The organism is Actinoplanes sp. GCM10030250, assembly GCF_042666575.1.
In the GTDB taxonomy this organism is placed as follows: domain Bacteria; phylum Actinomycetota; class Actinomycetes; order Mycobacteriales; family Micromonosporaceae; genus Actinoplanes.
This window is the reverse complement of record NZ_JBHTDO010000007.1, coordinates 190,546-204,674: the sequence shown is the minus strand read 5'-3', so window position 1 is coordinate 204,674 and position 14,129 is coordinate 190,546. Positions and strand designations below refer to the sequence as shown.

Sequence of the window (14,129 nt, the reverse complement as noted above, 5' to 3'; positions counted from 1 at the left end):
CCGCTCGGGGTTTCAGCGCCAGCCGACATCGATTCGGTCTCCTCGTTCGTCGAAGAAGTGCACGGTGTCCATCCGGACCGAGATGGACAGCGGATGACCGGGAGAGACCGCGGGGTACGGCGCCAGCCGCACCGCCAGTTCGGCCGGCTTACGGGCGTGCCGGCCCGGGTCGTTGAGCACGCTGCCCCGATCACGGGAACGTGGCTCTCGGGGCGCCTCGGGAGGCGATGGTCGGGTCAGCCGCGACAGCGCCCCACCGAGCTTCTTGAGCGCTCCCCCGGCCTCCGGCTGATCCTGGATCGGCCCGCTCATCTCGTCCACCACGATCGCCGTGGCGCCGATGTCCAGGTACGCCAGCGACTCGTGCCCGTGGTGCTCCAGATAGCGGATCCGGCCCTGGAAGATGTGACCCGGCGTCTGCGGTGTCACCGGTGTGAGCGACTCGGCCCGGATGCCGACCACGATCCGCTCACCGTGATAGCGGGCCACCGCCCGTGCGCGCGGGTCGTTCCACGGCAGGTAGAGCGTCTGCTCGCCGAAGTTCAGCGCGATGTACTGGTCGAGGTGCACGTAGACGGCCGCCTCGAGCAGATTCATCTTCGGCGAGCCGAGGAAGGCGGCCACGTAGAGGGTGGCGGGGCGGCGGTAGACGTCCGTAGGCGTACCGACGTCCTGCAGAACGCCCTTGCGCATGATCGCCACACGGTCCGCCATGGTCAGCGCCTCAGCCTGATCATGGGTCACATACATCGTGGTCACGCCCAGCTCGCGGGTCATGCTGGTGATCTCGGCGCGCAGCTCGGCGCGAAGGCCGCTGTCCAAGTTGGAGAGCGGCTCGTCCATCAGGAAGATCCCCGGCCGGCGCACTATCGCCCGGCCCATCGCGACCCGCTGCCGCTGCCCGCCGGAGAGCTGGCTGGGCCGGCGCCCGAGCACCTCACCGATGCCGAGCGCACCGGCCACCGCGCCCACCCGGTCCTGACGCGGAACCGGCTCGACGCCGGAGAGCTTGAGCGGGAAGCCGATGTTCTCCGCGACGGTCATGTGCGGATAGAGCGCAAAATCCTGAAAGACCATCGCGATACTGCGGTCACGCGGGGGCAGCTCAAGGACCGGGTCACCGTTCAGCAGGATCTCACCCTCGGTGGGATCCTCCAGGCCGGCGATCATCCTGAGCACGGTCGACTTTCCGCAGCCCGACGGCCCGAGCAGAACCATGAACTCGCCGTCCTGCACGTCCAGGCTGAGGTTGTCGACGGCATAGGTGCCGTCCGGCCAGATCTTCGTGACGTCCTTGAGTGCGACGGTGGACACCGTCTACCTCCCCGCTCGACTGCGATCCCAAGCCCACGACGGTCGGCGATCGGGCCCTAACTCTGCGAGTGCCTTCGATGCTTTGCCATCGGACGAAAGTGCCATTCGCACATAGTGATCAATCGATTACGGAGATCTGAACTTCAGGAGATCAACTGTGCACGTTCCCAGCACGAAAGGACATGCCGGACATGAGCCTCTCTTCGCCATCCGCAGGCGTCTCCTGCCGAGAAGCAGCAACAACAAACGTGCACGTTGACGTTGCGTGCGACCTGGATGAGGCCTAGGCCACCTAGACGCACACGATCGCGTTGTGTGCGCTTCTCATGCCGTTGCGGCCGCGCCTCACATCCCGACCTCAGCGCGAGAACGTCAGAAATCGGACTCCGGCTCCGCTCAGTGCCGGCTCGCCCGCCAGTCCGACACCGCGACAACCGCGAACGAGCCCCCCACCAGCACGGCCATAACCGCCACCCCCACGGCCGCATAGCCAAGCAGAGCCACCCCAACCAGCACGAGAACCCGCCCGTCCCAGCCCAGCAATGCCCCACCCGCCCCCCCAGCCGGCGCACCCTTCTCCATCCGGGCAGTCAGGTCGTAGTGCCGCAACGCAAGCGTGAACAACAACAGGAAGACCACCGCAGGCGGCACCGCCCCGTAGAGCCCCACCGCCACGACCACCAGATACTCAGCAGCCCGCAGCGCAGCCGGTATCAGCCAGTCGAGCGCCCCGCCGTGCCGTGCCCGCGCCGGAAGACCACACAGCATCGCGGGTACGAGAACGAGAGCGAGCAGCCACCCGAGCCGGCTCGGCTCCCCCGCGCGCCCGGTCAGCATCACGCCCACCGTCGCCAGCGCCCAGCCCGTGAAAAGCGCCGCGAACAGCAACGGCCGCCCCGCACCCACCCGGCTGAGCACCACACGCACCAGCGGCCCGTCATCACGGTGCCGCATGGTGTCGACGGTGTACAGCACACCGACCCGCATGGACAACGCCCGCAGTGATCGCAACGCCAGCGTGTAGACCGCGGCCAGCAGCCCGAACCCGACCACCGCCGCCAGCGTCGTCCGCCCGTTGGTGAACGCGGCCAGCACGGCCATCAGCGCCCACCGCTCCCCGATCGGGAAGACCACGATCCGTTTCAGCCAGTAGACGAGCGACCCGCGCGAGCTCTGCGCCTTCACCGAAGCCGCGGAGAGCCGGGCTCCGACGCCACCGCCACCACCCCCGCCTCCGGACGAAGGATGGGCGGCGGCCTCGTCGTGCAGGGCCCCGTACCAGGTGTCGGTCATGTGCCGAGCCGTCTGCAGCACGATCGCGGTGATCGCCAGCGGCCACGCGTACGGCAGACCGGCTCGCTCCGCACCGGCCGCCAACCCGGCGTACGCCGCATACTCCTTGGCGCGGTCGGCCATCGTGTCGAGCCAGCCGCCGAACGCGTCGAACTTCCTGGTGTACCGGGCAAGCTGCCCGTCGACGCAGTCCAGTACGAAGCCGAGGTAGAGCAGCACCCCGCCGGCGATCATGGCGAGCCGGGACGCCTGCCAGAAAGCCAGTGCCGCGGCGACGGCGAAGAGCACCGACAGCCCGGTCACGCCGGTCGGGCTCAGCCGGAGCCGGGCAGCCGCTTTGGTGACGAGCGGCGACCACGTGCTCACCGCGTACGTCGTGAAGAAGTCGTCCTGTTCCTTGACGGCGAGCCGCAGCCGCGCGGCGTCCTCGTCCACCGCGGCGACCGCCTCCCGGGCCGCAGCGAGTTCGGCCTCGGTGGTCACCTGCTCCGCGTGCAGCAGCCGGGTACGCGTGGCGATCGGCACCAGGCCGGCCTCGATCAGGGCGGGCAGCAGGTCGGCCCGGTCCGCGACCTTCTCCAGCAACGGGAGGTCGGCGGGGGCCAGGCACATCGCGCCGAGGAATCGCACCGTGCCGGAACCGGGATCGGCGGGAACGACCCGGCCGCGGTCCTCCTTGAGGTCGCCGCCCGGGTCAGGGGCAACCAGTACGGTGCTGCGCCCGGCCGGCTCGGTGGCCAGCGTCCACAACAGGCTGGCGTGGGCGACAAGGTTATCCGGGCAGATCAGTAGGGGAACGCCTGCGTCGCGCGCCTGCCGGGCGAGCTCGCGGAGGCGGGCGGGCAGCAACTCGTCCCGGGCCGGCCTGTCGATCACCGACGCTCCCGCAGCGTGGAGCGCCGCGGTGAGGTCACCCGCGAGCCGATCGGCGTGGTCCGGTGTTACAGCGGTGCCAGTACGGGCATAGAGGAGGGCAAGGGTCACCGTTCAACTCCTCGTGAAGCGCCCGAAATCGGCTTCAGGTTAACAGCGGGCGTCCACCGGGTACGGGTCACCCTTACGGGAGCTGGACCACCGGTATCCACCTGTGGACCGAGGGACGCTCCCGTCCCGTTACATACCGTCGAAGTGGACGTGGCAGAACGCCACTACCACTGCTGAAGGAGCGGATGATCGTGTCCTACAACCTGAAGACCCGTACTCTCACCCGCCCCCGTCACAACCGCATGATCGCCGGCGTCTGCGCAGGCCTGGCCCGCCGTTTCGGCATGAAGGCCGGCACCGTCCGCCTGCTGTTCCTGGTCTCCTGCCTGCTGCCCGGCCCCCAGTTCGTGGCCTACCTGATCCTCTGGGCCCTCCTGCCCAACGAGGCCTGATCCCCAGGCACGGCGAGCGCTCCGCACCGGCCGGGCAGGCCCGGAAGCGAAGCGACCCGTCAGCGACGACGTATGGAATGGGCTTGTCCGCACCGGCCGAGATCAGCCATGCGGACAAGCCCCGTTGATCAAGGGTTGGCGAACGTCACCGTGACGGTGGTGTAGCCCAGGCGGGCGAAGAGGCTCTCCAGCATCCGCTGGGTGTTCTCTTTCGCCCGCTGGTCCAGCCCGCTGTCACGGGCGGCCTGCGTGATCCGCTCCTGGGCGAGCTGATAGACGCGCTGCTGCTGGTTGGGATCGTTGCGGAACGCGTCGCCGATCGCGGTGAGCGCACCCCGCTCCTCGGCGACGACGTAGCTCTTCGCCATGTCGAGGGCGGCGGTGGACTGCTCCGGCGGCGGCAGTGTCAACTCGATCGACTTCTTCTCCTCGTCGATCTTGAGAGCGTCACCGGCGAGCGCACCGAAGTCGACATAAGCCTCGACGGAGCCGGAGCCGAGGAAGAGCGTGCGCCGGTTGATCAGGAAGTCCGGCACGTTCTCCTTGTCCTGCTGCAGGTCGACGATGACCTGGAAGGTGCCGTCGGCCGCGACATAGCGATTCAGGTCGCGCATGGACTGCAGCAGCACGGGCTGACTGCGGTCGACGGTCTTGTCCTCGAACGGGTTGTCGAACGTGGGCAGGACATTGATCGCTCGCAGCCCGAGGCAGGCGAGGACGATCAGCGCGAAGACGAACCCGACGAAGATCAGGAGCCGGGCGAAGCCGCTCGGCTTGCGATCCTCGGGGACAGGGGGGTATTCCCTGGTCGGCTCGTCGACGTCCGGAGAGGTGGCCATGTCTCAACGGTAAGCAGGGGGTACGACAATCCGCATCCGCTGAGCCCTCTTCACCGTGCGAACGCGTTGAGTCCGGTCAACTTCTGACCGATCGACAGCTGGTGTATCTCGGACGTCCCCTCGTAGGTCAGCACACTCTCCAGGTTGCTGGCGTGCCGCATCACCGGATAGTCCTGCAGAATCCCGTTCCCGCCGAGGATCGTCCGGCACTCCCGAGCGATCTTGATGGCTTCCCGGACGTTGTTCAGCTTCCCGATGCTCACCTGCTCAGGCCGCAGCGGCTTGTCGATCGCGTCCCGCCGCCGGCCCAAATGCAGCGCGAGCAGGAATCCCTTCTGCAGCTCGACCGCCATGTCCGCGAGCTTGGCCTGGGTCAGCTGGAATCCGGAGATCGGCCGGCCGAACTGCTCGCGCCCGCCCGCGTAGTCGAGCGCGGTGTCCAGGCAGTCCCGGGCCGCACCGAGCACACCCCAGATGATGCTCAGCCGCGCTTCGGTGAGACAGGACAGCGGCGCCATCAGGCTGCGTACGCCAGGCAGCCGCGCACTCTCCGGCAGCCGCACCCCGTCCAGCACGATCTCGCCGGTGCTGGACGCCCGCAACGACATCTTGTGGTCGATCTCCCGTACGTCGAACCCCACCGTGTCGGTCGGCACCGCGAACCCGGTCACGCCCTTCTCGGCACGCGCCCAGATCACCGCCACGTCGGCGATCGGAGCGTTGAGAATCCACGTCTTGACCCCGTCGAGCACCCAGTCGTCGCCGTCCCGTCGGGCCAGCGTGGACATCCCGGTCGGGTCCGAGCCGTGATCAGGTTCGGCCAGCCCGAAGCAGCCGAGCAACCGGCCCGTGGCGAGCCCCGGCAGCCACTGCTCCCTCTGCTCCTCGGACCCGTATTTCCAGATGGCGTACATCACCAGGGAACCCTGCACGGAGACGAGGGAACGGATCCCGGAGTCGGCCGCCTCCAGTTCCATGCAGGCCAGGCCCAGGCTGACCGACGAGGAGCCGGCACAGCCGTACCCCTTGAGGTGCATGCCGAGGAGTCCGGCCTTGCCGAATTCGACTGCTAGTTCACGGACGGGGGCCTGCCCGTTCTCGTACCACTCGGCCACGTCCGGGCGTACATGATCGTCGGCCACTCGGCGGGCCAGAGAGCGCACGTCGCGCTCTTCGTCGGTGAGCAGTTCGTCAAGATCCAGCAGGTCAAGCGGTCTGACACCCATGAATTCAAGCTAAAGGGTGAGCCGCCATCGCGCAGCGTCAGCATTCGACTACAAAAAGGTCAACCCTCGACCAGCAGAACGCGCGCATGAATTTGATTGCGCTGCTGAAGAGCTGCCCGCAGGGCCCGATGCAGCCCGTCCTCCAGGTAGAGCGCCCCTCGATACTCCACAACGTGCGGAAAAAGATCGCCGTAGAACGTCGAGTCCTCCGCGAGGAGCTTGTCGAGCGCCAGCTCCCGCTTGGTGGTGATCAGCTCGGCGAGCCGGATGGGGCGCGGCGGAATCTCCGCCCACTCCTTCAGCGTCGTCTGATGATCGGGGTACGGGGCTCCGTCCCGGACCGCTTTGAAGATCACGGCGGCTGCCCCTTTCCCTGATTAACGTGCCTCGCCTCTCAGCGTAGCCGCGCGGTGTTCAGGCCTCGTTCGCCGAAGCCCACCGGCCATGATGCACCACATCGGCCACCGGCCGGTGCCCACGCCGTAGTGACGGGGACCTCTTGTCAGTACCCCGATAGCCGACGGTCAGCGCGCCGATCGGCATGAATTCGTCCGGGACACCGAACGCCGCCCGGAATCTGCCCGCGGTGCCCTCCGGCAACCCGATGAAGCATGAGCCCAGATCCTCGTTCACCGCGGTCAGGTGCATGAGCAGCGCGGCGAAACCAGTGTCGATGTCCCAGTACGGCACGGGCCAGTGCGACTCGTCCCGATCCGTCCAGCCCTTGTCGGACTCGGCGTACCGGTTCAGATAGACCGACTTGTTGGACAGCGGCACGATGATCAGCGGCGCGGTCCGCATCCGGTCCAGCCACCCACCCGCATCCTCACCCGGGCTCACATCAGGCGGGGCGGTGCTCGACCAGAAAAGCTCCCGATCCTCGGGCGAGGTCAGCACCAGAAACCCCCATCCTTGGGAGAACCCAGCCGACGGCGCCCGCAACCCGTGCCGGACGATCTTGTCCACCAGCTCCGGCGGCACGGGACGGTCCGGCTCGTAACCCCGGACCATCCGCCGCCGCCGAACGACCTCGTCGAACTCCATCAGGCCCGGATGCCCCAGGACGTGTTCCAGGTCTTGCCCGGCTCCAGCACGATCAGGTCCCGGCCGGTGCGGAAGGAATCCGGCGGGCAGGTCATCGGCTCGACCGCGACGGACCGGCGGAACCGCTCACCGTTCAGCGTGTCGCCCGAGTAGACCTGCCAGTAGCGGAACTTCTCGTCGGCCCAGACCACGATCTGCCGGCCCGAGTTCGGGTCGGCGAGGGTGACCGCGGTGATCCCGTCGGCGTCGAAGTCGATGTCACCGAACGTCGTGTCCAGGACCGCGTTGCCGATCCGGCGGGGTTCCGAGTAGTCGAACTCGGTACCGGCGATCTTGGCGGCGCCGATCGGCAGGAGCCGGTTGTCGGCCAGGATGCGGCTCTTGGCCGGCACCTGGAGCACCGTGTCGTCCACCGTCACACCCGGCAGCCGCAGGTACGGGTGAACCGAGTACCCCCAGGGAGCGTTCGCCTCGGAGTTGTTCACCACCTCCTGCTCGCACTTCAGGCCGCCGGCCGAGACCGACCAGCGAGTACGCAGCACCAGCGACCACGGGTAACCCACCTGAGCCGGCAGCGCGTACTCCAGCGTCACCGCGTCGGCGGACTGCTCGGCGAGCCGCCAGGAGGCCCAGTTGACCAGGCCGTGGATGGCGTTGTGCCGGGCCGGCTCGGTGAGCGCGAGCTGGTACTCCTCGCCCTCGAACCGGTATTTCCCGTCCCGGATCCGGTTCGGCCACGGAGCGAGAATCTGCCCGGCCGAACCGGGGGAGATCTCATCGGTCCCGAACCCGTCCAGCAGCTCGACGCCGTCGACGGAGTACGCCCGGAGCGTGCCACCGACCTCCGCCAGGACGGCACGATGGCCGTTCGCCTCGATCGACCACTGCTCGCCGGACCTCGCGGCTGACTCTGCGCTCATACCGCGACACTATCGGTCCCCGGATGTGTCCCGGTCGGGCCGGTAGCGGATCAGTGCCGGAGAGATCGCGGCCAGCAACACAGCCAATCCGGCAGCCGCGAAGCCACCACCCGCCCAGGAGGCGTTGACGCTGGTCAGGTCGGCTGTGGCACCGGCTCGAAGATCACCCAGCCGGGGTCCGCCGGCCACCACCACGGTGAACACTCCTTGCAGTCGGCCGCGCAACCGGTCCGGCGCGAAGGTCTGCATGATCGTCTGCCGGTAGACCGCGCTGACGAGGTCCGCCGCCCCGGCGACGGCGAGCAGCAGCACCATCAGCCAGAGCTGGTGCGCCAGCCCGGAGAGGCCGATCGCGATGCCCCATCCGACGACGGCCACCACCAGCGCGAGCCCCTGCCGGCGGACCCGGCCGATCCAGCCCGAGGTGAGCCCGCCGAGCACCGAGCCGATCGCGATGGCGCTGTAGAGCCAGCCCACCGCCGAACCGCCGCCGAACTGCTCCTCCGCGACCGCCGGGAAGAGTGCCCGCGGCATGGCGAACACCATGGCGACCAGGTCGATCGCGAACGAGAGCAGCAGCACCGGCTGGGTGACCAGGAACTTCAGTCCGACCGCGATGCCACGCAGACCCGCGGACGGCATCTCGACATCACCCGCAGCATCGTCACCCGCAGCATCGTGGAACGAGACCGGCGGGATGGACGGCAGCCGCCAGGTGGCCCAGAACGTGATCGCGAAAAGCACCGCATCCAGCGCATAAGCCACCACCACCCCCGTGCCTGTCGACCAGATCCCCATGATCAGACCGGCCGTCAGTGGCCCCAGCACCCCACCAGCCGTGGTAGCCGTGTAGTTCAGCGTGTTGGCGGCCGGAACCATCCCCTCCGGGACGATCCGCGGCACGATCGCCTGCCGGGCCGGCGAGCTGATCGCGAACCCGGCGGACTGCACAGCCGTCAGCGCCAGCAGTAGGTGACCGCTGCGCGCCCCGAGCAGGGCCTGCACCAGCAGGCCGCAGGTGGTCAGCCAGGTCAGTACGGAGCTGGTCAGCAGCAACCGGCGCCGGTCCACCGCGTCGGCGACCGCTCCGCCCCACAATCCGAAGATCAGCAGGGGCACGAGACCCGCGACACCCAGCAGACCCACCCAGGTCGGCGAGTCCGTGATCGCGAACATCTGCACCGGTACGGCCACCGCGGTGAACTGGAACCCGAAGTACGACGCCCCGTTGCCGATCCAGGTGCGCCGGAACGTGGGCACCCGCAGCGGACGGGTGTCGATCATCCACGACCTCGACCCCTTGGACACTTCCTGGCTCAAGGAGCGAGCCTCTCCACAACCCAGCCGGACGGGGAGCGCCGGAACCGCAGCCGATCATGCAGCCGGCTGCTCTGCCCCTGCCAGAACTCCACCGTCTCCGGAACCACCCGGAACCCACCCCAGTGCGGCGGCGCCGGCACCGCACCATCGGCGAATCGCTCGGTCGCCGCGGCCAGACCGGCTTCCACCGCCGCCCGGCCGTCGAGCACCCGGGACTGCGGGCTCGCCCACGCGCCGAGCTGGGAGCCGCGCGGCCGGGACGCGAAGTAATCCTCGGTCTCCGCCCGGGACACCCGCTCGACCTGTCCGGCAACGATCACCTGACGCTGCATCGGGAACCACGGAAAGACCAGGCTCGCGTACGGGTTGGCGCCCAACTCGACACCCTTACGCGACTCATAGTTCGTGAAAAAGACGAAACCGCGCTGGTCGTACCCCTTGAGAAGGACCGTCCGCGCGGAGGGACGCGCCCCCTCGTCCGCCGTCGCCACGATCATCGCGTTGGGTTCCGGCAGGCCGAAGGCCGTCGCCTCGGCGAACCAGCCGGCGAACTGCGCGGCCCAGTCCCCGGCCAGCGCGCTCTCCAGCAGCGGCCCACGCTCGGTGTAGTCCCGGCGCATCCCGGCGGGCGAAGCGGTCATGCCTGCTCCTCAACGATTCGGCCGAGCCTGCCGCGGCGAAAAACCGAGGCGACCCCGAGGGGAACGACGTTAAGTCCACCCGCGTGAAACGTCAGTTGAACCAGGATGGGTGTCATCGAGAGCACAATCGCCACGGCTCGACCGTGCGGTTACTCGGCGGGCAAGATGAATCACTCACCGCAGTTCGGTTTCACAGGGAGTGCCGTGTCCGACTTCAAGCCGGGGCTCGAGGGCGTCATCGCCTTCGAGACCGAGATCGCCGAGCCCGATCGGGACGGTGGCGCGCTGCGATACCGCGGCGTCGACATCGAGGACCTGATCGGGCAGGTCTCGTTCGGCGATGTCTGGGGCCTGCTGGTGGATGGGAAGTTCGGGCCGGGCCTGCCGCCCGCCGAGCCGTTCCCGGTACCGGTGCACTCCGGCGACATCCGCGTCGACGTACAGTCAGCCGTCGCGATGCTCGCGCCCTACTGGGGTCTCTCCCAGATGCTCGACATCACCGAGGAGCAGGCCCGGTCCGACCTGGCCCGGGTCTCGGTGACCGCACTGTCCTTCGTCGCGCAGGCGGCCCGCGGGCTGGGCCTGCCGGCCGTGCCGCAGAAGGACATCGACAAGGCCGGGACCATCGTGGAGCGGTTCATGCGCCGGTGGCGCGGCGAACCCGACCCGCGGCACGTCAAGGCCGTCGACGCGTACTTCATCTCGGCCGCCGAGCACGGTCTCAACGCCTCCACCTTCACCGCCCGGATCGTGGCCTCCACCGGTGCGGACGCGGCCGCCTGCATCTCCTCCGGGATCGGCGCCCTCTCCGGCCCGCTGCACGGCGGCGCACCCACCCGGGTGCTGCACATGATCGAGGCGGTCGAGCGCAGCGGCGACGCCACGTCCTACGTGAAGGACGCCCTCGACCGCGGCGAGCGACTGATGGGTTTCGGTCACCGGGTCTACCGGGCCGAGGATCCGCGGGCCCGTGTCCTGCGCCGCATCGCCAAGGACCTCGGCGCTCCCCGGTTCGAGGTCGCCGAGGCCCTCGAAGCAGCGGCGCTGGCCGAGCTCCGCGAGCGCAAGCCGCAGAGCGACCTGTGGACGAACGTCGATTTCTGGGCCGCCGTCGTGCTCGACTTCGCCGAGGTACCGGCACACATGTTCACCTCGATGTTCACCTGCGCCCGGGTGGCCGGCTGGAGCGCGCACATCCTGGAGCAGAAACGGCTCGGCCGGATCCTGCGACCCAGCCTCCACTATGTGGGACCGGATCCCCGCAAGCCGCAGGAGGTCGAGGGGTGGAGTCACCTCGCGCATAATGTGTGACCGTGGCTGACATCCGGATCCCAGACGCGATCAAACCCGTAGACGGACGGTTCGGCTCCGGGCCGAGCAAGGTCCGGCCGGAAGGTGTCGAGGCGCTCTCCGCCGTCTCCCGGACCTTCATGGGCACGTCCCATCGGCAGAAGACGGTGAAGGAGCAGGTCGCCCGGCTGCGCCGCGGCCTCGCCGAGTTCTTCTCGATGCCCGACGGCTACGAGGTCGTCCTCGCCAACGGCGGCACCAGCGCGTTCTGGGAGGTCGCCACGTTCGGCCTGGTCCGCAGCAAGGCCCAGTTCGCCGAGTTCGGTGAGTTCGGCGCCAAGTTCGTCAAGGCCGTCGCCGACGCGCCGTTCCTCGACCAGCCCACCGTGCACCGGGCGCCCGGCGGCCAGGCCGCCTATCTGACCGCCGAGGCCGGCGTCGACGTCTACGCGAGCGTGCACAACGAGACCTCCACCGGCGTCGCCGTTCCGGTCCGCCGCGTCCAGGGCGCCGACCCCGGGTCGCTCATCCTCACCGACGCCACCTCGGGCGGCGGCAGCCTGGACGTCGACCTGACCGAGACCGACGTCTATTACCTGGCACCGCAGAAGGCACTCGGCTCCGACGGCGGCCTGTGGATGGCCCTGTTGTCCCCCGCCGCACTCGACCGCGCCTTCGAGATCAAGTCGTCCGGCCGCTACATCCCCCAGTTCCTCGACCTGGTCACCGCCATCGAACAGTCGCGGCTCGAGCAGACCTACAACACACCCGCCCTGGCCACGGTCTTCCTCGCCGCCGAACAACTCGACTGGATGAACGCACAGGGCGGCCTCACCTGGGCGGTCAAGCGCAGCGCCGAAAGCGCCGCCGCCGTCTACGGCTGGGCCGAGAAGTCCGATTACGCCCAGCCCTTCGTCACCGACCCGGCCCTGCGCTCCGCCGCCGTCGCCACGATCGACTTCGCCGACGGCATCAACGCCGCAGCCATCGCCAAGATCCTGCGCGCCAACGACATCGTCGACACCGAGCCCTACCGCAAACTCGGCCGCAACCAACTCCGCGTAGCCCTCTACCCCACCGTCGACCCCTCCGACGTAGCAGCCCTCACCACCTGCATCGACTACGTCATCGAACGCCTCTGAAGCTCTTCTCAAGACCCGGCGGCGGCTCACTCTCAGTGAGCCGCCGCCGGCTCATTTCCCAGCAAACCCCAACGCAGACGTACGAGGGACCCCAAAGTCCCCGCCTGCCCGAGCGGCCTGGCTGCACCGCGAGCCATTGCCGCCCGCGCCGGGCGGAGCTGCCCCATCACCCTCACCGCACGATCTCGGCACACCGCGAACGACGGCTCACCGAACGGGGCGTGAGGTGGCTCATTCGTGTTGACTACCGGACATCCGTACCCCTAAAAAGGGTTTGTGGGTTTGAATGGATCTCCGAACTGGAACTTGAAGATCATCACCGCTGGTCAGCTCATTTGACGGCGTGGCTTACCCCCATAGGGTGACCAAGGCGCGTACCGTGTTCCGAAACGCGCCCGGGTGGCTGACTCTCGGGAGCACAGGCCAACGCGACGGGACGGAGGCAACGCATGCGGCCGGTACGCTTCGTCGCCCTCTCCGAGGACGGTCAGGCTCTGGTGCTCGCCGACGAGGTCGGTCGACTCCTGGCCCTTCCACTTGACGACCGGATCTCGGGTGCGCTGACCGAGGGGCCCGCGGCGCCCGGCACAGCGCTGGCAGTCATGTCACCGGAGGCGACGGCTTCGCTGTCACCGCGAGACATCCAGGCGCGCATCCGCTCCGGCGAGTCCGCCGAGGACGTCGCCCGGATCGCCGGTGTGCCCGTCGACCGCGTGCTCCGCTATGCGGGCCCGGTGCTGCAGGAGCGAGCCATGCTCGCCCAGCACGCCCGCCGCACCCGGCTGAAGACGTCCGATTCCGGTCAGCCCCTCGCCGAGGTCGTCGACAGCCGGCTGTCGCAGCACGGCATCGACACCGAGAAAATCTCCTGGGACGCGTTCCGCAAGGACGACGGCACCTGGCGCATCGTCGCCACCTGGCCGTCCGGCAAGGCCACCGCCCAGGCCATCTGGGACATGGACAAGGGCCGCCAGGTGGTCTCCCCGCACGACGACATGGCGCAATACCTGTGCGCCGAGCGTCCCACCCAGATCCTCGGTCAGGAGCCGGCTCCCGAGCGCGGCGGCCACGGCCTGCCCGGCCCCGCCCGCAGCATCGAGCCCACCCGCGGCGGCCACGGCCTGCCCTCCGCCGACTCCACCCCCGCACGCTCCACCCCCGCACGCTCCACCCGCGACCCGATCCGAGCCGGCCGCGACGCCCTGCTCGCCTCCCTCGACCGCCCGCTCGAGGGCAGCTCCGGCCGCAGCCTCGAGCAGCCCGGCTCCCGCCGCCCCGTCGCCGGCGGCGCCGCAGCCCTGCTCGGCGGCGGTTCCGGCTCAGCCTTCGACGACGACGCCGACCTGCCCAAAGAGGTCCCCGCCGTCCCCTCCCTGGCCGTCCTCCGCCCCCGCCGCACCGTCGGCCAGGGCACCCCGGCCAACTCCGAGTCCGACGAAAACAGCAGCAAGCCCCGCAAGCGCCTCCCCAGCTGGGACGACGTCCTGTTCGGCGGCGGCCCCGCCGCCCGCGAGTCCTCCTAACCGGCCGCGCCCAACCACCCCCGGGCCGCCCGGGCTCACCTCGCGCCGCGCCCAACCACCCCCGGGCCGCCCGCGCCCCGCCTCGCCCGCGCCGCGCCACTTCTGGGCACCGCGCCCCTACCTCCTCGCGCCCCTACCTCCTCGCGCCCCTACCTCCTCGCGCGCCGCGTGCCGCGATCCGCGTGCCGCCCCCATCCGCGT

General features: G+C 69.2%; 13 protein-coding genes. 4 read left to right on the top strand and 9 right to left on the bottom strand.

Features of this window, described 5'->3' with window-relative positions:
* Positions 1 to 12 precede the first annotated feature (12 nt).
* Both ACFQV6_RS12790 and ACFQV6_RS12785 read right to left on the bottom strand, forming a co-directional pair.
* Positions 13 to 1,314 carry an ABC transporter ATP-binding protein gene (locus ACFQV6_RS12790; RefSeq protein WP_378027632.1) on the bottom strand — a complete coding sequence of 434 codons (1,302 nt, stop codon included), beginning with the start codon at positions 1,312 to 1,314 and terminating at the stop codon, positions 13 to 15.
* A 396-nt stretch (positions 1,315 to 1,710) separates the two neighbouring features.
* A complete protein-coding gene (locus ACFQV6_RS12785; protein WP_378027631.1) occupies positions 1,711 to 3,591 on the bottom strand; it encodes a DUF5941 domain-containing protein in 1,881 nt (626 codons plus the stop codon).
* Positions 3,592 to 3,776: 185 nt separating this feature from the next.
* On the opposite strand from ACFQV6_RS12785, the gene ACFQV6_RS12780 reads away from it, so the two are divergent.
* Positions 3,777 to 3,983 carry a PspC domain-containing protein gene (locus ACFQV6_RS12780; protein ID WP_378027630.1) on the top strand — a complete coding sequence of 69 codons (207 nt, stop codon included), beginning with the start codon at positions 3,777 to 3,779 and terminating at the stop codon, positions 3,981 to 3,983.
* 128 nt (positions 3,984 to 4,111) lie between these two features.
* Here ACFQV6_RS12780 and ACFQV6_RS12775 read toward each other — a convergent pair whose 3' ends face one another.
* Genes ACFQV6_RS12775 through pdxH form a run of 7 tightly spaced genes read right to left on the bottom strand, consistent with a single transcriptional unit; the run spans position 4,112 to position 9,973 of the window.
* A complete protein-coding gene (locus tag ACFQV6_RS12775; protein WP_378027629.1) occupies positions 4,112 to 4,822 on the bottom strand; it encodes a DUF4230 domain-containing protein in 711 nt (236 codons plus the stop codon).
* 50 nt (positions 4,823 to 4,872) lie between these two features.
* Positions 4,873 to 6,048 (bottom strand): acyl-CoA dehydrogenase family protein, encoded by a 1,176-nt coding sequence (locus ACFQV6_RS12770; protein ID WP_378027628.1) that lies wholly within the window; start codon positions 6,046 to 6,048, stop codon positions 4,873 to 4,875.
* A gap of 59 nt (positions 6,049 to 6,107) precedes the next feature.
* On the bottom strand, positions 6,108 to 6,404 hold the full coding sequence (locus tag ACFQV6_RS12765; RefSeq protein WP_378027627.1) for a type II toxin-antitoxin system VapB family antitoxin: 297 nt from the start codon (positions 6,402 to 6,404) through the stop codon (positions 6,108 to 6,110).
* A 58-nt stretch (positions 6,405 to 6,462) separates the two neighbouring features.
* The gene (locus ACFQV6_RS12760) at positions 6,463 to 7,092 is read right to left on the bottom strand and encodes a nitroreductase family protein (RefSeq protein WP_378027626.1); all 630 of its coding nucleotides are present in this window, start codon (positions 7,090 to 7,092) and stop codon (positions 6,463 to 6,465) included.
* The gene (locus ACFQV6_RS12755; RefSeq protein ID WP_378027625.1) at positions 7,092 to 8,012 is read right to left on the bottom strand and encodes an aldose 1-epimerase family protein; all 921 of its coding nucleotides are present in this window, start codon (positions 8,010 to 8,012) and stop codon (positions 7,092 to 7,094) included. Before ACFQV6_RS12755 ends, ACFQV6_RS12760 begins: the two co-directional genes overlap by 1 nt.
* A gap of 9 nt (positions 8,013 to 8,021) precedes the next feature.
* The gene (locus ACFQV6_RS12750; RefSeq protein WP_378027624.1) at positions 8,022 to 9,296 is read right to left on the bottom strand and encodes an MFS transporter; all 1,275 of its coding nucleotides are present in this window, start codon (positions 9,294 to 9,296) and stop codon (positions 8,022 to 8,024) included.
* A gap of 32 nt (positions 9,297 to 9,328) precedes the next feature.
* Positions 9,329 to 9,973 (bottom strand): pyridoxamine 5'-phosphate oxidase, encoded by a 645-nt coding sequence (pdxH, locus tag ACFQV6_RS12745; protein ID WP_378027623.1) that lies wholly within the window; start codon positions 9,971 to 9,973, stop codon positions 9,329 to 9,331.
* A 204-nt stretch (positions 9,974 to 10,177) separates the two neighbouring features.
* Here pdxH and ACFQV6_RS12740 point away from each other — a divergent pair, with 204 nt between their 5' ends.
* The 3 genes from ACFQV6_RS12740 (at position 10,178) to sepH (ending at position 13,928) form a co-directional block, all read left to right on the top strand.
* Positions 10,178 to 11,284, top strand: a complete 1,107-nt coding sequence (locus tag ACFQV6_RS12740; protein WP_378027622.1) for a citrate synthase 2 — start codon at positions 10,178 to 10,180, stop codon at positions 11,282 to 11,284.
* A 2-nt stretch (positions 11,285 to 11,286) separates the two neighbouring features.
* The gene (gene serC, locus ACFQV6_RS12735; RefSeq protein WP_378027621.1) at positions 11,287 to 12,405 is read left to right on the top strand and encodes a phosphoserine transaminase; all 1,119 of its coding nucleotides are present in this window, start codon (positions 11,287 to 11,289) and stop codon (positions 12,403 to 12,405) included.
* Between the two features lie 449 nt (positions 12,406 to 12,854).
* On the top strand, positions 12,855 to 13,928 hold the full coding sequence (gene sepH / locus ACFQV6_RS12730) for a septation protein SepH (RefSeq protein WP_378027620.1): 1,074 nt from the start codon (positions 12,855 to 12,857) through the stop codon (positions 13,926 to 13,928).
* The last annotated feature ends 201 nt before the right edge of the window (positions 13,929 to 14,129 follow it).